The sequence below is a fragment of the Lichenihabitans sp. PAMC28606 genome (genome assembly GCF_020616535.1).
Lineage (GTDB): Bacteria > Pseudomonadota > Alphaproteobacteria > Rhizobiales > Beijerinckiaceae > Lichenihabitans > Lichenihabitans psoromatis.
Genome location: NZ_CP085136.1, coordinates 4003741 through 4025161 on the forward strand (window position 1 = coordinate 4003741; position 21421 = coordinate 4025161).

A 21421-nucleotide genomic window follows, 5' to 3' on the forward strand; every position below is an offset into this window, starting at 1 on the left:
GCGACCCCGTCGATTAATTTTGCCTGATGCTTTTGCGACACGGCTCACAAGAGACTGTCGTCCGCGAGGTTCATGCGCTTGCCAATTCCCGGTCACTCGACCTTAAACATGGCGGCGGGTGCGCCCCATCAGTGTCGTGAGTCTCAGTGATCGTGAATTCCAGCCCAGCTTTTCCGATCCGGACATCGAGCGCGCTCGGGTGACGCGTCGCTCCCTCAAAAGCACGCGGGCCACATGTCTCGTCATCGTCCTGGCTGGCGCGACGGCGGGTTGCACGTTCGACGAGACAAAGCCGGCGCTCGGGATCGCCACGCCTGCCAAATTCGAGTACGGCGGCCCGAAAGCCGCACCGCCGATCAGCGCCGATTGGCCGGGTTTGTTCGGCTCGCCGGAGTTGACGCGCCTTGCGGCCGGCACGGCCAGCGGCAACCTCGACATTGCGGCAGCCGCAGCCCGCATCGTGCAGGCGCAAGCTCAGGTCGAACAGCAAAGCGCCGCCCTCTTTCCGCAACTCTCCGGCAGCGCCAACGCGCAGCGAACGTTCTCGCCCTCCACCACTTTCCGGAGTAGCTCGGGAAGCGCGGGAGGCTCGGCCAGCAACCTGTTCCAGCTCGGCCTGACAGCGAGTTACGAGGTCGATTTCTGGGGCCGCAATGCCTATACGAGCGTCGCGGCGGAGCAAAACGCTCTCGCGTCGCAGTTCTCGCGCGACACCGTGGCCTTGTCGTCCGTCGCCTCGGTCGTCAGTACCTATTTCACTCTGCTGTCGGCTCAGGATCGGCTGCGGATCGCGCGGGAGAACGTGCGGAGCGCCCGTGAGGTGCTGGAAGCCATCAAGGGCCGCCTCACGGTCGGAACCGTCACGGCTTTAGAGGTTGCTGAGCAGGAGAGCGTGGTCAACCAGCAATTGGCGACCATTCCGCTGCTTCAATTACAGGCCGATCAGGCCAGGACGCAGATCGCCATCCTCATGGGGCGCACGCCCGAAAGCGTTCATGTCGCGGGCGGGTCGCTCGACGCATTGCGCTCGCCCCGCATTCCAGCCGGCGTTCCGTCGCAGCTGCTGCGGCGGCGGCCCGACATCGCTTCGGCCGAGGCGACGCTGGCCTCTGCGGACGCCACCGTACAGGCGGCGCGGGCCGCCTTCTTTCCCTCCATCACGCTCACGGGGAATGGCGGCGTCGAAAGTGCACTGCTACAGAACCTCCTCAAGCCGGAGGCGCTGTTTGGCACGATCGCTGGCGGCCTGACGCAACCGCTGTTCGACGGCTACACGTTGCAAGGCAACCTCGACCAGACGCGGGGCGTGCGCCGTGAGGATCTCGAAACCTATCGCAAAGCGATTTTGCAGTCGCTGGTCGACGTCGAAAACGCCCTGGTGGCGATCCGCCGCAACCTCGAACACGAGAAACTTCTCGCCGATGTCGTGGTCTCCTCGCGCCGCGCCTATGACATCACAAAGGAGCGTTTGAAGCTCGGCACCATCGATATCGTGACCGTACTCAACACCCAATTGACCCTGTTTGGGGCTGAGGACGCGGTCGCGGTGGCGAAACTGGCTCGTTTCCAAGCCATCGCCAGCTTGGCGCAAGCGCTCGGTGGCGGGTGGGTCTATCCGAAAACCGGGCCGGTCGAACCGGCGATCGCATTTCCGGCGCCCCTGACCTATGGCATACCGGGACAGGCCATCGTTCCGCCCAATCAAGCTGCGACCGAGACGCATGAGCTTCTCGGCCAGCCCCCGATCCCGAGCGTCGGTCCGCCCCGGGCCCCCGGGCTGGGGCCGACTTGAAGCCAAGCGGTGAGTGTCATTGAAACGGTTTCTGTTCCTGCTCGTCCTGGTGGCGGTCGCGACGGTCTTCCTGGCCGAGCGTTACGTCTGGCTGCGCGATGCCATGCCCTGGTTGCCGCATCTGCCGTGGGCCAAGACCGAGACGGCCTCGACCGCCGCTGACGGCGCGGCTCCGGGGCAGGGCGCTGGCCGGCATCGCTCGGGTGGCGCGGCGGGGTCATCGGCCGGAGGCGGCGGACGTCGAGGCGGCTTCGGCGGACCGACGCCGGTGCTTGTGGCGCAGGCCCGCTACACCGACCTGCCGGTCACGACCGACATTTTAGGCACCGTGCAGGCGACCAATACCGTCACGGTCAAGACGCAGGTCGACGGCAAGTTGATCGAGGTGGATTTTCAAGAAGGGCAGGACGTCAAGAAGGGCGATATCCTGGCCCGGATCGATCCGGCCACCTATCAGGCCTCCTATGATCAGGCGGTCGCCAAAAAAGCCCAGGACGACAGCATTCTGGCCAATGCCCAGGTCGATCTGATCCGCTATCAAAAGCTGGCCGAGACCCAATATGGCTCGCACCAGCAGGCCGATACGCAGAAGGCTCTAGTGACGCAGACGCAGGCGATCGTGCAGCAGGATCAAGCCGCGATCGACAGTGCCAAGACGACATTGAACTATGCCACGGTCCGATCACCGATCGATGGTCGCACCGGCATCCGGCTGGTGGATCAGGGCAACATCGTCCATGCGTCGGATACGACCGGCATTGTCACGGTGGCGCAGGTGCGGCCCATCTCCATCATCGTCAACCTGCCGCAGCAATATCTCGCCTCCGTCAACGCCTCCAATGCGCGCGGATCCTTGAAAGCCGAGGCGCGGGATGGTGACAACCGCAAGGTGATCGATACCGGCGTGCTGCAGGTGATCGACAATACCATCGACCAGACCACCGGAACCGTCAAGCTGAAGGCCAGCTTTCCGAATGACAAGCTGCAACTCTGGCCCGGTCAATTCGTCAACGTGCGGCTCTATATTGATATGCTGTCGCATGTCGTCGTGGTGCCGACCTCTGCGGTGCAGCGCGGGCCCGATGGCAGCTTCGTCTACGTGGTCGGCGACGCCGAAACCGTGAAGATGCAGCCGGTCACGGTGGGGCGGCAGACCGAGACCGATAGCGTCGTGACGGCAGGGCTCGAGGTACCGGCCACGGTGGTGACGACCGGCTTCACACGGCTGACCGATGGCTCGAAGGTCACGATCTCGACCGCGACGGCATCGGCGGGCGCGTCCGACGCCCCCGTTGGTGGGGGCGAAGCCGTGCCGTCCGGCAAACAAGGCGAAACCGCACGGCCGGATGCTGCGGGCCAGCCCATGATCCCGACGAGCGCGACCGGAGCGGCGCCGGCCAGCGGCCACACGGGGGATGGTCCGGCCGAGACACCGGCCGCGTCCGCAACCCCGAACGACACACCGCCCGAGGCCGACCAGACGCGGCATCGTCACCGCGACGGTCGCAAGCCACGCGACGTCAATCAAAGCCCAAGCAACCCCGGACCGACCGCCAATTAAGACGCAACCCTGATGAACGTCTCGTCGCCCTTTATCCTCCGGCCGGTCGCCACATCGCTGCTCGCGGTGGCGGTGCTGCTGGCTGGGCTGCTGGGCTATAAGCAGCTATCCGTTTCGGCGCTGCCGCAGGTCGATTTTCCGACCATTCAGGTCACGACCCAATTGCCGGGCGGCAACCCGGACACGATCGCGTCACTCGTCACGGCCTCGCTGGAGCGGCAATTCGGGCAGATCCCGGCGCTCGCCAACATGACGTCGCAAAGCTCCTTCGGGCTGAGCCAGATCACGCTGCAATTCAATCTCGACCGCGACATCGATGCGGCCGCGCAGGACGTGCAATCGGCCATCAACGCCGCCGCGTCGACGCTGCCGCGCAATCTTCCTTACCCGCCGACCTATTCCAAGGTGAACCCGGCCGATACGCCGATCGTGACACTGGCCTTGACCTCGAAATCGGTCTCGCTGCGGGACCTGAGCGATGTCGCCGATACGCTTCTGGCGCCCCGCCTCAGCGAAGTGTCGGGCGTCGGTCATGTGTCGGTGCAGGGCAATATCCGGCCCGCCGTCCGTATCCAGGCCGACCTGACCCGCATGGCCGCCTACCAACTCGGTATGGAGGATCTGCGAAATGCCGTCGTGGCCGCCAATGTGGCCGGGTCGAAAGGCTCGCTGGACGGAAAGACCCAGGCTTACACGATCGCGGCGAACGACCAGATCGAGGCGGCGGGTGCCTACAGGGACGTCGTCGTCGCCTATCGGAACAATTCGGCGGTTTTGGTGCGCGACATCGCCAGCGTGATCGACGGTGTGGAAAACGTGCGCGCCGCCGGCTGGTTTCAGGGCGATCCCGCCATCATCATCGACGTGCAGCGTCAGCCCGGCGCCAATGTGGTGCAGACCGTCGATCGCGTGCTGCAGCAGCTTCCTCGCCTTCGCACCGCGCTGGCGTCGGGAGCCAAACTCGAGGTTGTGCACGACTCGACCGACACCATCCGCGCCTCCATCGCGGACGTGCAGTTCACTCTCGTGTTGAGCTGCGCCCTCGTCGTGCTCGTGGTGCTGCTGTTTCTCCGTACGGTCCGGGCCACCATCATCGCAGCGGTGGCGCTGCCGCTATCCATCATGGCGACCTTCGCGGTGATGGCCGCCTTCGGGTTCAGCCTCGACAATCTCTCGCTAATGGCGCTCACCATCGGCACAGGCTTCGTGGTCGACGATGCGATCGTGATGATCGAGAACGTGGTTCGCAAGATCGAAGATGGCGAGACGCCGCTTCAGGCCGCCCTCACCGGTGCGCGGCAGATCGGCTTCACGGTCATCTCGCTGACCGTATCGCTGATCGCGGTCTTCATCCCGCTGTTGTTCATGACGGGCCTCGTTGGCCGCATGTTCCGCGAATTCGCTCTCACGCTGACCTTCGCGGTGATCGTCTCGGCCGTCGTGTCGCTGACCCTGACGCCGATGATGTGCGGACGCCTGCTGCGCGCCACGCCCGATCGCGAGACTTGGCTGATGCGGATGGTCGAAAAACCGATCACCTGGATGGCGACCCTTTATGGGAACACCCTCGGCTGGGCTCTCCGCCGCCAAAGCCTGATGCTGCTGCTGACGCTGGGAACGCTCGGCCTCACGGTCTACCTCTACGTCATCATCCCGAAAGGCTTTCTGCCCAAGCAGGATACCGGGCTGCTGACCGTCGTGATCGAAGGCTCTCCGACCTCATCCTTCGCGGCCATGACACGCCTTCAGGATCAGGCTGGCGCGATTCTGCGGCGCGATCCCGACGTGACGGCCGTGACGGCGGTTCTCGGTATCGGCACGCTCAACCCGACCTCGAACGTCGCCTCGCTGCAGGTCGGGCTCCGTCCGGCCGATCAGCGGAGCCAGACCTCCACCGAGATCGGCGACCGCATGCGGACCGCGCTGCTCACGATCCCGGGCGTGACGCCTTACGTGAAGCCGATCCAGGATATCCAGATCGCCACGCAGCAAAGCCGCTCGCAATATCAATATACGCTGGTCGGGACGGATGCGACGCAGGTACAGACCTGGTCCGACAAGCTCCTGGCCGAACTTCGGGCCGTGCCGATCCTGTCCCAAGTCGCAGGTGAAACGCAGACCGGCGGTCTTCGCGCTTTCGTCGATATCGACCGGCAGAAGGCCGGTCGGCTTGGCGTCAACATGCAACTGATCGACGACACGTTGAACGACGCTTTCGCGCAGCGGCAAATCTCGACCATCTACGCGCAATCGAATCAATATCGCGTGATCCTCGAAGCCGCGCCGCAATATCAGACCGATCCCAATGTGCTCGACAAGCTCTATGTCGGCATCGTTGGCGGGGCCGAAGTGCCGCTGGTGTCGCTCGCGACCTTGAAGCGGACCACCGCGCCGCTGTCGATCGACCATCAAGAACAATTTCCGGCGTCGACGATTAGCTTCGATCTCAGCGAGGGCGCATCGCTCGGGCAGGCCGTGACGGCCATCAAACAGGCTGAGACCGATATCGGTATGCCGCCCTCGATCGCCGGCTCATTCGGGGCCGACGCGGCGGAATTCACCAATTCGCTGGCTAGCGAGCCGATGCTGGTGCTGGCCGCCGTCGTCACGATCTATCTGGTGCTCGGCATCCTCTACGAAAGCTACATCCACCCGCTGACGATCCTGTCGACGCTGCCGTCGGCAGGGGTCGGGGCGTTGCTGGCACTGATCCTCTGCGGTCATGAACTCTCGATCGTGGCGCTGATCGGCATCATCCTGCTGATGGGCATCGTCAAGAAAAACGCCATCATGATGATCGACTTCGCGCGCGAGGCCGAGCGTGTCGAGGGGTTGTCGCCCCTGGATGCCATTGTGAAAGCCTGCCACCTGCGCTTTCGCCCTATCATGATGACGACTCTCGCGGCCCTGTTCGGTGCCATTCCGCTGGCCCTCGCCCATGGCAGCGGCTCTGAGCTTCGCGTGCCGCTCGGCATCTCGATCGTGGGTGGCCTGCTGCTCAGCCAGTTGCTCACGCTTTACACGACGCCCGTGATCTACCTGCAACTCGGCCGGGTCGGTGCAAGCCTCGGGCTCCGCGACACGCCGCTTTATGATCCGGAGGACGACCTCGAGGTCGACGCCGCGGGGGCGTCCCGCCACTTTGGTCCGCCCTCGCTCCAGGGACAGCGGCATGACGGGGACGGCGAGGCGCCCACCATTCCGTCGCGGGCGGCCGAATAATGGGCTTCTCCGACCCCTTCATCCGGCGCCCGATCGGCACCACGCTGATGTGTGTCGGATTGTTCCTGGCCGGGGTCGTGGCCTATTTTCAACTTCCGGTCGCCAGCCTGCCGTCGGTCGAATTTCCGGTCGTCCGTGTCAGCGCGTCACGGCCCGGCGCCGATCCCGCCACGATGGCCGCGACGGTCGCGGCGCCGCTCGAGCGGCGGTTGGCCGAAATCTCCGGCGTCACGGAACTGACCTCGACCAGCACGCTCGGCTCGACCTCGATCTCGATCCAGTTTGATCTCAGCCGCAATGCGGATGATGCGGCGCGCGACGTGCAAGCTGCTCTCAACGCCGCCGCCACAGACCTGCCCAGCGACCTGCCGACGCTGCCGGTCTACCGCAAAGCGAATTCGGCCGCCGCGCCGGTCATCATTCTGGCGCTCACGTCAAAAAATCTGCCGACGACAGCGCTTTACGATGCTGCCGATACCGTGCTGGCCCAACGCATTTCGCAGGTCGAAGGCGTGGCGGAAGTCACGGTCAACGGCGCCGACCAGCCCGCCGTCCGGGTGCAGATCGATCCATCGCGGCTCGCCGCCATGGGGCTCGCACTCGACGATGTGCGAGCCGCCATTGCCAACGCCAATGTGGGTGAGGCGGTGGGCGGCTTCGATGGGCCGGACCTTGCTGAGACGCTGGCGACCAGCGATCGGCTGAATACGCCCGACGACTACAAGGGCATCATCGTTAAAAACACCAACGGCGGCGTGGTGAAACTCAGTGACGTTGCGGATGTGCAGCAGGGCGTCCGCACGCGCCGCGCCGCAGGCTGGTACAACAAGAAGCCGTCGATCCTGCTGATCGTGACCAAGCAGCCGACCGCCAATGTGATCGACACGGTCGACAGGGTGAAGGCGCTGCTGCCGCAGATGCAGCAGTTTCTCCCGGCCGGCGTCGATATTTCAATATTCAGCGATCGCACGACCACGATCAGGGCCAGTGTCGAGGATATCCAGTTCACGCTGCTGCTGACCATCGGGCTGGTCATGGGCGTCGTGCTGGTGTTTCTGCGCCGCCTAACCCCGACGCTCGCGGCGGGTGCGGCCGTGCCGTTGTCGCTGGCCGGAACGGTATTGATGATGTGGCTGTCGGGCTTCAGCCTCGACAACCTCTCGCTAATGGCCATCACGATCTCTGTTGGTTTTGTGGTCGACGATGCCATCGTCATGATCGAAAACGTGACTCGCAACATCGAGACCGGCATGAAACCCCGCGCCGCCGCGATGCTCGGCGCACGGCAGATCGGCTTCACGGTTTTGTCGATCAGCGCGTCGCTGCTGGCCGCCTTCGTCCCGCTGTTGTTCATGCCGGGCCTGATCGGCATCTTCTTCCGCGAATTCTCGCTGACGCTTGCCTATGCGGTGGTCGTGTCGACGGTGGTGTCGCTGACCCTGACACCGATGCTTTGCGCCCACTTCATGACGCATGACCGGGATCGACGGGAAACGCGCTTCGACAAAATCGTCGAAGGTATTCTCGGTTGGCTCATCGCAATCTATGCGTCGTCGCTGAAGGTCACGCTCCGGCATCCGTGGCTGATGGTGCTGGTCATGCTGGCGACGATCGGGTTGACGGTCGTGCTGTTCGGCACCACGCCGAAAGGCTTCTTCCCGCAGGACGACGCGGGGCTCATCATGGGCATGACCGAGGCGTCGGCCGATTCCTCCTTCACCGCCATGTCGGCCTTGCAGCAGGAACTGGCCGATCGGGTCGAAAAGGATCCGGCCGTGGATGGGGTCGGCTCCTTCATCGGCGGCGGCCGTGGCTCGGGCAATCAGGGCAGCTTGTTCATCAGCCTGAAGCCTGCCGACCAGCGGGAGCCGATCACCGAAGTGATCGACCGCCTGCGCCGCAAGGTCGCCCATGTCGCCGGCATCTCGTTATTCATGGTGCCGGTGCAGGATCTTCGGGCCGGTGCTCGCCAAGGCAAGGCACAATATCAATTCACGCTGTGGGACAGCAATCTCGCCGAACTGGTCGAGTGGCAACCCAAGGTCCTGGCCCGGATGAAGCAGGTGCCCGGCCTCGTCGACGTCTCGACCGATCGCGAGCAGGGCGGCCTCCAGGTCGATGTCGTGATCGACCGGCTCAAAGCCGCCCGCCTCGGTGTGCAGATCCAGGCGATCGACAATGCCTTGAACAACGCCTTTGGCGAGCGGCAGATCTCGACCATCTACACCCAGCGCAATCAATATCGCGTGGTTCTGGAGGTCGCGCTCCGCAATCAACGCGATCCGATCGACATCACGAAAATCTATGTGCCGGGGACCCGCCCCGTTTCGGGGGGGCTGAACGCCTCCGGCACGACCGCGATCGCGGCTGTCAGCGATGGCCAGCAAGGCGCGACCGCCGAGGTTCCGCTCACCGCCTTCGCGCATCTCGAGCGCAGTGCGGCAGCCCTCGTGGTCAATCACCAGGGCTCGTTCCCCTCAATCACCATCTCGTATAATCTCACATCTGGCGCGAGCCTCGATTCCAGCACGGCGGCGGTGTTGCAGGCGGTGGCCGAGATGCATCTGCCAGACGGGCTGCATGCCGAATTTGCGGGCGACGCGCAATTATTCCAGCAGAGCGGCGGCGGTCAGGGGATGCTGATCCTGGCGGCCTTATTCGCCATGTATATCATCCTGGGCGTTCTCTACGAGAGCCTGATCCACCCGATCACCATCATCTCGACGCTCCCCTCCGCCGGCCTCGGCGCGCTGGTGGCCCTCAACGCCGTCGGTATGGAACTCACGCTCATCGCCTTCGTGGGCATCATCCTGCTGATCGGCATCGTCAAGAAGAACGGCATCATGCTGGTGGATTTCGCCATCGGGGCCGAACGGGCTCGGTCGCTGACGCCCGAGGTCGCGATCTACGAAGCCTGCCTCGAACGGTTTCGGCCCATCCTGATGACGACGCTCGCGGCGCTGCTTGGGGCGCTGCCGCTGGCGCTTGGCACGGGGGTCGGGGCGGAACTCCGGCGCCCGCTCGGCGTCACCATCGTCGGTGGTCTCATCCTCAGCCAGGTGCTGACGCTCTATACGACGCCCGCCATGTATGTGGTGCTCAGCCGATTGCGGGCGCGGTGGATGCAGTTGCGGCGCAAGGCGGCTCCCTCGCCGATGCCGCTTCCCGCGCCGGGAGAATAGTGCGGCATCCCGCCATATCACAAATTCGACATAGGCTTGTCGTCTCCACGCTAGACGCTTGCGCGCCGGACCATCACAAAGACGGCACGCGCCCTCCGGAGCCTTGTCGACGTGCGATTTTCGCTGCTGAACCTGATCCGCCAAAGCTTCGATGCCAACCGGGGCTGGCCGGAGCAGTGGCGCTCGCCCGAACCGAAAGCGTCCTACGACGCGATCATCATCGGGGGTGGCGGCCATGGCCTCGCGACCGCCTATTATATGGCGGCCGAGCATGGCATGACCAATATCGCGGTGGTCGAGAAGGGTTGGCTCGGGGGTGGCAACACCGGCCGCAACACCACGATCATCCGCTCCAACTATCTGTGGGAGGAGAGCGAGGCGCTTTACAACCGCGCCATGAACCTGTGGCAGGATCTGTCGCATGTGCTGAACTACAATGTCATGTATTCGCCGCGCGGCGTCATGATGCTGGCTCACAACACGCATGACGTGCAGGTGTTCAAGCGGCATGTCCATGCCAACCGCCTCGCCGGCATCGACAACGAATGGTTGAGCCCGGTGGAGGCGCAGGCCTTCTGCCCCATCCTCAACATCTCGCATAACCTGCGCTACCCGATCGTCGGCGCAAGTCTCCAGCGTCGGGGCGGGGTCGCGCGGCACGACGCGGTCGCCTGGGGCTATGCCCGCGCAGCCTCCGCGCTCGGTGTCGATATTTTGCAGAAATGCGAGGTTACGGCGATCCGGCGTGACGCGACCGGCGCCATCAGCGGCATCGACACGACGCGCGGACCGATCGCGACCAAGCGGCTCGGTGTCGTCGCGGCGGGAAACACCAGCGCCGTGATGCAGATGGCCGACGTGCGGCTGCCGCTGGAGAGCTATCCGCTCCAGGCGCTCGTGTCCGAGCCAATCAAGCCGATCATGCCCTGCGTGGTGATGTCGAACACGATCCACGCCTATATGTCGCAATCCGACAAGGGCGAGTTGGTGATCGGTGCCGGCACGGACGCCTACACATCCTACAGCCAGACCGGCGGCCTGCATATTGCAACCCATACGCTGGATGCGATCTGCGAGCTGTTTCCGACCGTGCGTCGCCTTCGCATGTTGCGGAACTGGGGCGGCATCGTCGACGTCACGCCCGACCGATCCCCCATTATCGGCAAGACGCCGGTGCCTGGGCTGTTCGTCAATTGCGGGTGGGGGACCGGCGGCTTCAAAGCGACACCCGGCTCCGGCAACGTCTTCGCGCATCAGGTCGCGACGGGCGAGCCGCATCCCATCAACGCGCCTTTCTCGCTCGACCGGTTCACGACGGGTCGGCTCATCGATGAAGCGGCCGCTGCCGCGGTGGCTCACTGATATGCTCCTCATTCCCTGCCGATATTGCGGCCCCCGTCCGGAACTCGAATTCAAACATGGCGGTGAGGCTCATGTGGTCCGCGACCCGAGCGTCGCCTCGGACGCAGACTGGGGGGCGTTCCTCTACACCCGCAGCAACACCAAGGGCGTGATCGCCGAGCGCTGGCGGCATTCATCCGGCTGCGGGCGCTTCTTCAACTGCCTGCGCGACACCATGAGCGACATGATCCTCACGACCTACAAGGTCGGCGAGCCGCGTCCCGACCTGTCGGCGACGGATGAAGCGTCGTTGCCGGGTGAACAATATCCGGCGGCGGAGTCGACCCAATGAGCGCGCCATACCGCACGCCGACCGGAGGACGGATCGACCGCCGTGCATCGCGCCGCTTCTGGTTCGATGGACGCAGCTTCGACGGGTTAGAGGGCGACACGCTCGCCTCGGCCTTGCTCAGCCACGGGATCCACTTCGTTGGCCGTTCGTTCAAATATCACCGCCCGCGCGGTTTTCTCGCGGCTGGCTCCGAGGAGCCGAACGCGCTCGCGGTCATCGATCGGGGCACCGGCCGCGAGACCCCGAACCTTCGCATGACGCAGGTCGAGCTGTACGAGGGTCTCGAGGCACGCAGCCAGAACCACTGGCCCTCGCTGTTCTATGACGTCGGCGCCATCAATGGCGTGTTGGCCCCGATCTTCGCGGCAGGGTTCTACTATAAGACCTTCATGGGGCCGCGCTTCATGCGAGGGCCGGGCGTCTGGACCAAGCTGTTCGAGCCCGCGATCCGCCGCGCCGCCGGTCTCGGGCCGGCCCCGACCGCGCCTGACCCCGACATCTATGCTGGCCGGTTCGCGCATTGCGACGTGTTGGTAGTCGGCGCCGGACCGGCCGGCCTTGCGGCGACGCTCGCCGCGGCGCGAGCGGGCAAACGCGTGATGCTCTGCGACGAGGGGAGCGAATTCGGCGGCTCGCTTCTGTCCGAGCCTCACCTCACGATCGACGGGCAGCCCGCGGCGGATTGGCTGCTTGCAGCGCTGGCCAACCTCGGCGCGATGTCAAACGTGACGTTGCTGCCCCGCGCCCAGGCGTTCGGCTATTATGGCCATAACCTCGTGGCTTTGACCGAGCGCCTGACCGACCATCTCGCCTCGGTCGATCGTCCCACCCCGCGCGAGCGGATGTGGCAGGTTCGCGCCAAAGAGGTCGTGCTCGCGACCGGCGCGATCGAACGGCCGCTGGTCTTCCCCGGAAACGATCGTCCAGGCGTGATGCTGGCTGGTTCGGCCCGCGTGTTCCTCAACCGCTACGGCGTGAAGGTCGGCCATCGCGTCTTGGTCGCGACGGCGCATGACAGCGCTTATCGGGCAGCGCTCGATCTCAGGGCTGCCGGTGTCGAGATCGCCGCGATCCTCGATCTGCGCCAGCACCCGAGCGGGCCGCTCGTCGCCGAGGCGGAGGCCGTCGGCATTCGCATTCTGCGCGGCGCGACCGTGACGGGCACCAAGGGATATTGGCGCGTCAGCGAGGCAACCGTCGGTCACGTCTCCGGCGAGTATGTGACGGACCTCGAGACCATCGCATGCGACGCGCTGCTCATGAGTGGCGGCTGGACGCCATCGATCCATCTTTTCTCGCAATCGCGTGGCGTGGTCGCCTTCGACGAGGCGAGTGGCATGTTCCTGCCCGATAAAGCCGTCCAGGCGCAGCGCTCCGTGGGGGCCTGCCGTGGCGTGTTCGGCATCGCGGACGCCTTGTCGGACGGCGATGCGACGGGACGCCCCTTCACGGTGCTGGGCGACGATCAGCATGGCCCCGGCGGGTTCATCGGGGCTTTGCCGCAGACCGGCGATGGCGCGCGCGCCAAGGCGTTCGTCGATTTCCAGAATGACGTGACCGCCAAGGACATCAAACTCGCGACGCGCGAGGGCTTCCGCTCGATCGAGCATATCAAGCGATACACCACGACCGGCATGGCGACCGATCAGGGCAAAACATCGAACCTCAATGCGCTGGCGATCGCCGCAAAGGCCCTCAACGAACCCGTGCCGGCGGTCGGACTGACGACCTTCCGCCAGCCGTTTACGCCTGTGACCTTTGGCAGTTTCGCGGGCATGTCGCGCGGACAATTGTTCGATCCCATCCGCAAGACGCCGATCCATGACTGGGCGGTGGCGCGCGGCGCGCGGTTCGAGGATGTCGCGCTGTGGAAGCGGGCCCATTATTTCCCCGAGGCGGGTGAGGACATGCATGCGGCGGTGGCGCGGGAATGTCGCCGCACGCGGGATAGCGCTGGCCTGTTCGACGCCTCGACGCTCGGCAAGATCGAGGTGGTTGGGCCCGATGCGGCCGAGTTCCTCAATCGGCTCTATCCGAATGCCTGGCTCAAGCTCGGTGTCGGCCGCTGCCGCTATGGATTGATGCTGAACGAAGCCGGGTTCGTGATGGATGACGGCGTCGTTGGGCGGCTGTCGCCGGACCGTTTCCACGTGACGACCACAACCGGGGGCGCACCTCGCGTGCTGGCCCATATGGAGGATTATCTCCAGACCGAGTTTCCCGATCTCAAGGTCTGGTTGACGTCCACCACAGATCAGTGGGCCGTCATCGCGGTGCAGGGTCCCCGCGCACGCGACATTCTCGCGCCGCTGATCGAGGATGTGGATTTAACGCCTGCCGCCATGCCGCATATGGCGATCCGCGAGGGTCACATCGGTGGCGTACCGATGCGGCTGTTCCGGGTGAGTTTCACGGGCGAACTCGGCTTCGAGGTGAATGTGCCGGCCGATTACGGCCGCGCCGTCTGGGAGGCGATCTGGGCCGAGGCGAAGCGCTACGACGCGGTCGCCTATGGCACGGAGGCGATGCATGTCTTGCGCGCCGAAAAGGGCTACATCATCGTCGGGCAGGAGACGGACGGCACGGCGACGCCGGACGATGTCGGGCTTGGCGGTATGATCTCGGCCAGCAAGCCCGATTTCGTCGGTAAACGATCTCTGGCGCGCCCGTTCCTGATGGAGGCGGGGCGCAAGCAATTGGTCGGTCTGCTCACGCTCGATCCAACCGTGGTGCTGGACGAGGGCGCCCAAGTGGTTCCCGTATCCGACGCGCCCATCGGCACGCATGCGATCGGCAACGTCACATCATCCTATGCGAGCGCGGTGTTGGGCCGATCCATCGCGATCGCGATGGTCGAGGGCGGCCGCGCGCGGCTTGGCGAGACGATCTATATTCCAATGGCGAGTGGTTCGATCGCGGCCAAAGTCACGACGCCGGTCTTCTACGATCCGCAAGGAGAACGCCTGAATGGTTGAGGCGGCCAAAATCCTCGAGCGCGTCAGCCCACTCGCCGACCAAAAAACCGTGTCGTTCGGCTTGCTCCCTCCTATGACGCGACTGTCGGCGCGTGGGGGTGCCGAAGCGGCCCTGCGTTTCAGCCGCGCCTTTGGAACCTCATTGTCGGCGGACGCGCTCAAGGCCACCCAGGCCGGCGATCGTGCGGCGCTCTGGCTCGGGCCGGACGAATGGCTCCTGATCGCGCCGCTGGACGACAGGCTCGCTGGCAGCATTGAAGGCGGCCTCGCTGGCGAACCAGGCTGCATCGTCGATATTTCGCACCGGCAAGTCGGCATCGAGGTGTCCGGCACAGCCGCCGCCGAGGTCTTGAACGCGGGATGTCCGCTCGATCTCGACCTTGCGGCTTTTCCGGTCGGCATGTGCACCCGGACGGTGTTGGCCAAAGCCGATGTCGTTCTGTGGCGCCTCGCGCCTGACCACTTCCGCCTCGAATGCTGGCGGTCTTTCGCGCCTTATTGCTTCGACTTTCTGAAACAGGCGGCCGACGATTGCGGCTATTGACGTCACCCTGATGGTGCGGGGGTCGCACCATCGGGGTTGAGTGCTGTGGCTCAGGCCGCGCAGGCCAGGAAGCCCTTGCGGATCTCCTCGATCGGCAGATCACGGCCGATAAACACGACCTTCGAGGTTCGCTTCTCCCCCTCTTTCCAATCGCGCTGAGTGTCGCCATCCAGCATCATGTGAACGCCCTGGAAGACGAAGCGCTTGGGTTCGTTTTTGAACGCCAGAATGCCTTTGGAACGCAGGATCTTGCCGCCTTCGGTCTGCACCAGATGGTTGATCCAGGGCATGAACTTGTTCGGATCGACGTCGCCCTCGTGGACCATTGCGACCGATTGCATGTCCTCGTCGTGATAATGCTTGGCGCCGCCGTAGCCATGCGCATGGACGTGTCCATGGTCGTGATCATGATGGTCATGGTCGTGATCGTGGCCATGGTCATGATCGTCGGTCTCGAGAAAATCCGGCTCGATTTCGAGAATGCGATCGAGGTCGAAGGCATTGCGGTTGAGGACGGCGTCGAGGTCGACCGCGCAATTCTTGACCTTATGCAACTTCGCATAGGGGTTGATGGCGCGGATACGGGCCTGAACCTCGCGTAACTCCTCGTCCGAGACGAGATCGATTTTGTTCAAGACGATGACGTCCGCAAAGGCGATCTGGTTCTTGGCTTCGGGCGCATCCTTCAGGCGGGCGCTGAGCCATTTGGCATCGGCGACCGTCACGATCGCATCGAGGCGGGCGTTATCCTGCACGTCCTGATCGACGAAGAAGGTCTGGGCCACGGGCGCCGGGTCGGCGAGGCCGGTCGTCTCGATAATGATCGCGTCGAACTTGCCGCGGCGTTTCATCAAGCCTTCGAGGATGCGGATCAGATCGCCGCGAACGGTGCAGCAGATGCATCCGTTGTTCATCTCGAACACTTCTTCGTCGGCGCCGACCACCAATTCATTGTCGATCCCGATCTCGCCGAATTCGTTGACGATGACGGCGAATTTTTTGCCATGGTCCTCGGTAAGGATGCGGTTGAGCAGAGTCGTCTTGCCGGCGCCGAGGTAGCCGGTCAGCACCGTGACGGGGATCTTGTCCATTCTGGTCTCCGAGGGAAGTTCTGTCGCAACGATGTTAGCTTATATCGGAGCTTCTGCCGCCGATGAAAGCCCTGTCCGACGCGATAAACGGGAATGGGTCCAGGCCGAGCCGTCGACTTCAACCCATGAAGGGAGCCACGACGATGCCCTACCGATCCCGCCGGTCTGGATGTCACCATCCGTTCACGCGTCGTCACGTGTTTGCAATCGCGGCTGCCGGGCTCGCCGTCACGGCGTTGCCGATCTCAGCGACCGGTGCGACCTCCGATGTCGTGGCGACCGATGAGGAACCGCATCATCACGTCATTTTCCAGAACGGCGTCATCCGACTGATGCGCGTGCTGATCCCTGCCGGGAAAGCGACGTTATGGCATGAGCATACGCGTGATTACGCCGTCACAGTCATCGGCGGCAGCACGGTTCGCACCGAGTCGCGCGAGGACGGATCCTCCAAGGACGGAGAGATGACGACCGGCTCGGTTATCTACGGCGCGTATCAAGACAAAGACGCCATCCGGCGCATCACCAACACCGGACCCGACCTTCTTCACCAGATCGCGTTCGAGTTGCTGCGACCGAGCGCCGGCGATTTCGGCAAAGCGGATCGGTCCGAAGCGAGCATGTTCGCGCTGGTGCTTGACGAGCAGCGTCTGAAAGCGTGGCATCTGATGCTCGAGCCCGGCGCCTCGACCCCGATCTACCGGCAAGACGGGCCGGGCGTGCGCGTCGTGCTTTCGGGGCAGCGCATCATCGAGACCAAGCCCGGTGAGATTGGGCATGAGGCGGTGGTGCAGGCTGGAGACGCAGCCTTCACCTTGCCGGCGACGCGGGTACTGACCAACGCCGGTCCGACACGATTGAGCGTGATCGAGTTCGAGTTGCGGTGAGCCGGCTCGATCTCGATCAGCGATCAACCGACAGGTTTAAAGCGTACCGACGATCTTCTTCAGCTCGACCCTGAGTCCGTCGGCTAGTTCGGGGCGTGCCATGGCGAAAGCGATGTTGGCGGCCAGGAAGCCGAGCTTCGAGCCCGTATCGTAGGTTTTGCCATCGAAGCGGACGCCGTGAAACGCCTGGTTCTTGGCGAGTTTGATCATCGCGTCGGTCAGCTGGATCTCGCCGCCCGCGCCCTTCTCGGCATCCTTCAAGGCTTCGAAGATGGAAGAGTCCAAGATGTACCGGCCCGAAATAATCGAGGTCGACGGCGCGGTGCCTTTTGCCGGCTTCTCGACCATGCCGGTGATCTCGAAATTATGGCCGTCATCCTTGCCGATCGACACGACGCCATATTGATGCGTCTCCTCCATCGGGACTTCCTCGACCGCGATGACGTTGCCGCCATGCTGGTTGTAAGTCTCGATACATTGGGCGAGGCAGCGGCTGCCGCGGCCACCCTGCATGGTGATCATGTCGGGCAACAACACTGCGAAGGGCTCGTCACCAATGATTTCGCGCGCGCACCACACCGCATGGCCGAGGCCCAGCGGGGCTTGCTGGCGCGTGAAGCTCGTCGTACCGGCCGGGGGCAGGTCGGCCATCAAGGCCTCGTATTCCTTCATCTTGCCGCGAGCCTGAAGCGTTGATTCAAGCTCGTAGGCCATGTCGAAATGATCTTCGATGACAGCCTTGTTGCGGCCGGTCACGAAGATGAAATGCTCGATCCCCGCTTCCCTGGCTTCGTCGACCACATGTTGCAGAACGGGGCGGTCCACAACCGTCATCATTTCCTTCGGAACCGATTTGGTCGCGGGCAGGAACCGTGTACCAAGACCGGCGACGGGGAAAACCGCTTTGCGAATGCGCTTCATGAACGATCCAATAGGCAAGCGGCCGAAAATCATGGCCGGGGGCTGGACGGAGCCTAGCTGAGGCTAGGCGATGACTATCCTACAGCAAGCGTTAAGAACGCGTCGCTGTGATGAAGGCCACATCCTTAAACGACGAGCATGGGAGAAAGATCGACATGACGGTTCTTGTGACGGGCGGAGCAGGCTACATCGGTAGTCACATGGTGCTCGACCTGATCGCCTCGGGCGAGACCGTCGTGGTGGTCGACAATCTATCCACGGGGTTTCGGGACGCGGTTTCAAACGGGGTCGTGTTCGCCGAGGGCGATTTCGGCGACGAGGCGTTTATGACGAGTGTCATCGAGCGTAACGACGTCGATGCCATCGCGCATTTCGCCGCCAAGATCGTCGTCCCGGATTCGCTATCCGATCCGCTTGGATATTATCTCAACAACACCGCCAAGGCGCGGAGCCTCATTGCCGTGGCCGTCGCGACTGGCGTCAAACACTTCATCTTTTCGTCGACCGCGGCGGTTTATGGAAATGTCGGCAGCGAGGCCGTGTCTGAGGAGACGCCGCTCGCACCCGTTTCGCCCTATGGCCGATCGAAGTTGATGGTGGAGTGGATGCTCGCCGATACGGCTGCGGCCCATGATCTCCGCTACGTGGTGCTGCGCTATTTCAATGTGGCTGGGGCGGATCCGCAGGGTCGGGCCGGTCAATCGACGCGGGATGCGACCCACCTGATCAAGGTCGCGGTGCAGGCGGCGCTCGGGCGGCGCAAGGGCCTGCAGATCTATGGGACCGATTATGAGACGCCCGACGGCACCTGCCTTCGCGACTATATCCAGGTCAGCGACCTCGTCGGCGCTCACATGGATGCGCTGCGCTACCTCCGCGCGGGCGGCGATAATCTCACCTGCAACTGCGGCTACGCGAAGGGCTTCTCGGTCAGCGAGGTGATCGAGGTCGTGAAACGCGTGTCCGGCGTTGATTTCCCCGTCACGCGGGTCGGGCGACGAGCGGGCGATCCGGCCGCCATCGTGGCCCGTAACGATCGTGTCCGCGAGACATTGGGCTGGGTTCCGCGCTACGACGATCTCGGCACCATCGTCGAGCAGGCGCTGGCCTGGGAGCGCCGACTGCACAATCGCGAGGTCTGACGACCCACCGCGAGTTGCGGTTTGTCTGGTGTCGCACCATCTTTCCAATGAAGTTTTCTGCCGGCTGTGGCCGTGCGACCAAGGGGTTGGGCATGTCGTTCGAGAGCAATTTTGGGTCGGGCATTCCCGTGCCGTCGGCGGCGTCGACGACCGTCAAAGATGTGACGAGTGCAACCTTTCGGCAGGACGTCGTTGCCGAATCGACCCGTCAACCGGTGCTGGTCGATTTCTGGGCGCCCTGGTGCGGGCCATGCAAGCAACTCGGGCCTATCATTGAAAAGGTGGTGGCCAATGCGGGCGGCAAGGTGAAGCTCGTCAAGATGAACATCGACGATCACCCCGAGATCGCGGGACAACTCGGGATTCAATCGATCCCGGCCGTGATCGCGTTCAGCAAAGGTCAGCCGGTCGATGGGTTCGTCGGCGCCTTGCCGGAAAGTCAAATCAAAGGGTTCATCGAACGGCTTGTCGGACCCGTCGGTGATCCGACCCAGGAGGCGCTCGACGAGGCCGCGGCTGCCGTGGCCGAGGGGGATGTCGAGACGGCGGCGGCGATCTACTCCGAAATCCTGTCCATCGACGAGACGAATGCACCAGCTTTGGCCGGTCTGGCAAAGCTGCATCTCGATGCGGGTGCTCTCGATCAGGCCAAAGCCGTTCTCAGCATGGCGGTCGGGAGCGCGGCGCAACATCCGAGTGTCGTCGCCGTCAGGGCCGCCATCGACCTCGCAGAGCAAAGTGCGTCGCTTGGTGATTTCAGCGATCTCGAGCGGCAAGTCGCGGCCGATCCGGACGATCACCAAGCGCGCTTCGACCTCGCCTTGGCGTTCAACGCCAAGAACAAACGGGACGAAGCGGCGGATTGCCTCCTTGAAATCATCAAGCGCGACCGCAGTTGGAACGAGGATGGGGCGAGAAAGCAACTCTTGCAGTTTTTCGATGCTTGGGGCGTGACCGATAAGGCTGCGGTTCAAGCACGTCGTAAATTGTCAGGTCTGCTGTTTCGTTGACGTCATAAACGCGAACCCAAGACGGGCTCGGTCGGTCCCCGGCGCGATACCGATGCAATCGTCCCCACGTCGGAAGGAAGGCAAGCATGAACAAGCCCTACGGGTCTGCCGACGCGCTCCCAACCGTGATCCCGGTCTTTCCGCTCCCCGGCGCGTTGCTGCTGCCGCGCGGCCAGATGCCCCTCAACATCTTCGAGCCGCGTTATCTTTCGATGATCGACGACGCGTTCAAGTCGCATCGCGTCATCGGTATGGTTCAGCCTGATGCGGAACGCATCCTCGATAAGCACGGTCTTTACGCGACCGGATGTGCTGGACGGATCACGTCGTTTTCGGAGACCGGCGACGGTCGCTACCTCGTGACGCTCACCGGCATCGCACGCTACACCATCATCGAGGAAATGACCGTCATGACGCCGTATCGGCAGTGCCGGGTCGATTTCAGCGGCTTCATGCATGATTTTGATTCGGCCGCGGGTGAGGGCGACGTCGATCGCGAAGGGCTATTGCGAACGCTGCGGAATTTTGCCGACGCTCATGGCCTGTCGGTCGATTGGTCGGGGATCGACGATGCGCCCAACGACGCGCTGGTCAATGCCTTGTCGATGATGAGCCCATTCGGCCCGCGCGAGAAGCAGGCACTCCTGGAAGCATCCGATCTCAAGACGCGCGCCGATGTGCTGATCGCGATTGCCGAAATCGAACTCGCCCGTGATGCGGGCGAGACGCGCTCACTGCAGTAGAATGGGCGCTACCATGGCCAACGCCGTCGAGGGCCGTTTTGAGGATGAGATAGTAGAATGAGCGATATGGGCGAGACAATGCGACCGGCTCGGCGGCCCGGAGAAGCAACGGTCGATCCGAGATTGCTCGAGATTCTGGTTTGCCCCATCACCAAGACGACATTGTCTTACGATGCCTCTCGGCAGGAGCTCGTATCCCGAGCTGCGAAATTGGCTTTCCCGATCCGCGACGGCATCCCAATCATGCTGCCCGACGAAGCTCGTCTGCTCACCGATTAAGGAGCGCGCACGAGCCGACAGACGCGATCAGTCGCCCTCGCCGGGGTTAGCGGAGAAATAAGCCTCGAGCTTGCCGGGCTTGCCATCGAAATCCTTGGCATCGGCCGGGCTCTCCCGCTTCACCGAAATGTTCGGCCAAGCCTTGGCATATTCGGCGTTCAGGCCCAGCCACTTCTCAAGGCCCGGCTCAGTATCCGGCTTGATGGCTTCGGCCGGGCATTCAGGTTCGCAGACACCGCAATCGATGCACTCATCCGGATGAATGACGAGCATATTCTCGCCTTCGTAGAAGCAGTCCACGGGACAGACTTCGACGCAATCCATGTATTTGCATTTGATGCAGTTTTCGACGACCACATAAGTCATGTTTTGTTCCCTG

The 21421-nt window shown here is 63.5% G+C and carries 16 protein-coding genes; 13 read left to right on the top strand and 3 right to left on the bottom strand.

The features are described from left to right. Positions 1-199: 199 nt before the first annotated feature. From LGH83_RS18875 to LGH83_RS18910, 8 genes are all read left to right on the top strand, one after another. Positions 200-1792, top strand: a complete 1593-nt coding sequence (locus tag LGH83_RS18875) for a TolC family protein (protein ID WP_227399953.1) — start codon at positions 200-202, stop codon at positions 1790-1792. A 19-nt stretch (positions 1793-1811) separates the two neighbouring features. Then, the gene (locus tag LGH83_RS18880; protein ID WP_227399954.1) at positions 1812-3353 is read left to right on the top strand and encodes an efflux RND transporter periplasmic adaptor subunit; all 1542 of its coding nucleotides are present in this window, start codon (positions 1812-1814) and stop codon (positions 3351-3353) included. A 12-nt stretch (positions 3354-3365) separates the two neighbouring features. Continuing rightward, entirely contained in the window at positions 3366-6575 is a 3210-nt protein-coding gene (locus tag LGH83_RS18885) for an efflux RND transporter permease subunit (protein ID WP_227399955.1), read from the top strand. Further along, a complete protein-coding gene (locus LGH83_RS18890; protein ID WP_319799657.1) occupies positions 6572-9757 on the top strand; it encodes an efflux RND transporter permease subunit in 3186 nt (1061 codons plus the stop codon). The genes LGH83_RS18885 and LGH83_RS18890 overlap by 4 nt, the downstream gene beginning before the upstream one ends. A gap of 111 nt (positions 9758-9868) precedes the next feature. Beyond that, a complete protein-coding gene (locus LGH83_RS18895) occupies positions 9869-11119 on the top strand; it encodes a sarcosine oxidase subunit beta family protein (protein ID WP_227399957.1) in 1251 nt (416 codons plus the stop codon). A gap of 1 nt (position 11120) precedes the next feature. After that, positions 11121-11450, top strand: a complete 330-nt coding sequence (locus LGH83_RS18900; RefSeq protein WP_227399958.1) for a sarcosine oxidase subunit delta — start codon at positions 11121-11123, stop codon at positions 11448-11450. Further along, the gene (locus LGH83_RS18905) at positions 11447-14425 is read left to right on the top strand and encodes a sarcosine oxidase subunit alpha family protein (RefSeq protein ID WP_227399959.1); all 2979 of its coding nucleotides are present in this window, start codon (positions 11447-11449) and stop codon (positions 14423-14425) included. Before LGH83_RS18900 ends, LGH83_RS18905 begins: the two co-directional genes overlap by 4 nt. After that, entirely contained in the window at positions 14418-14969 is a 552-nt protein-coding gene (locus tag LGH83_RS18910; RefSeq protein WP_227399960.1) for a sarcosine oxidase subunit gamma, read from the top strand. Before LGH83_RS18905 ends, LGH83_RS18910 begins: the two co-directional genes overlap by 8 nt. Positions 14970-15019: 50 nt before the next feature. Here the strand turns inward: LGH83_RS18910 and LGH83_RS18915 are convergent, their stop codons facing one another. Beyond that, positions 15020-16060 (bottom strand): CobW family GTP-binding protein, encoded by a 1041-nt coding sequence (locus LGH83_RS18915; RefSeq protein ID WP_227399961.1) that lies wholly within the window; start codon positions 16058-16060, stop codon positions 15020-15022. 143 nt (positions 16061-16203) lie between these two features. Between LGH83_RS18915 and LGH83_RS18920 the strand changes: the two genes are divergently transcribed. Then, a complete protein-coding gene (locus LGH83_RS18920; RefSeq protein WP_227399962.1) occupies positions 16204-16947 on the top strand; it encodes a hypothetical protein in 744 nt (247 codons plus the stop codon). Between the two features lie 36 nt (positions 16948-16983). On the opposite strand, the gene galU is transcribed toward LGH83_RS18920, so the two are convergent. Further along, complete coding sequence (gene galU / locus LGH83_RS18925; RefSeq protein WP_227399963.1) at positions 16984-17868, bottom strand: UTP--glucose-1-phosphate uridylyltransferase GalU; 885 nt, start codon at positions 17866-17868, stop codon at positions 16984-16986. A gap of 155 nt (positions 17869-18023) precedes the next feature. On the opposite strand from galU, the gene galE reads away from it, so the two are divergent. The 4 genes from galE (at position 18024) to LGH83_RS18945 (ending at position 21042) form a co-directional block, all read left to right on the top strand. Continuing rightward, a complete protein-coding gene (galE, locus tag LGH83_RS18930; protein ID WP_227399964.1) occupies positions 18024-19010 on the top strand; it encodes a UDP-glucose 4-epimerase GalE in 987 nt (328 codons plus the stop codon). 92 nt (positions 19011-19102) lie between these two features. Further along, entirely contained in the window at positions 19103-20020 is a 918-nt protein-coding gene (gene trxA, locus LGH83_RS18935; protein ID WP_227399965.1) for a thioredoxin, read from the top strand. Between the two features lie 86 nt (positions 20021-20106). After that, entirely contained in the window at positions 20107-20763 is a 657-nt protein-coding gene (locus LGH83_RS18940) for an LON peptidase substrate-binding domain-containing protein (RefSeq protein ID WP_227399966.1), read from the top strand. Between the two features lie 66 nt (positions 20764-20829). Continuing rightward, positions 20830-21042 (top strand): Trm112 family protein, encoded by a 213-nt coding sequence (locus LGH83_RS18945; protein ID WP_413771165.1) that lies wholly within the window; start codon positions 20830-20832, stop codon positions 21040-21042. 27 nt (positions 21043-21069) lie between these two features. On the opposite strand, the gene fdxA is transcribed toward LGH83_RS18945, so the two are convergent. Next, positions 21070-21408, bottom strand: coding sequence for a ferredoxin FdxA (fdxA, locus tag LGH83_RS18950; protein ID WP_131115165.1), 339 nt, complete (start codon positions 21406-21408; stop codon positions 21070-21072). Between the last annotated feature and the right edge of the window lie 13 nt (positions 21409-21421).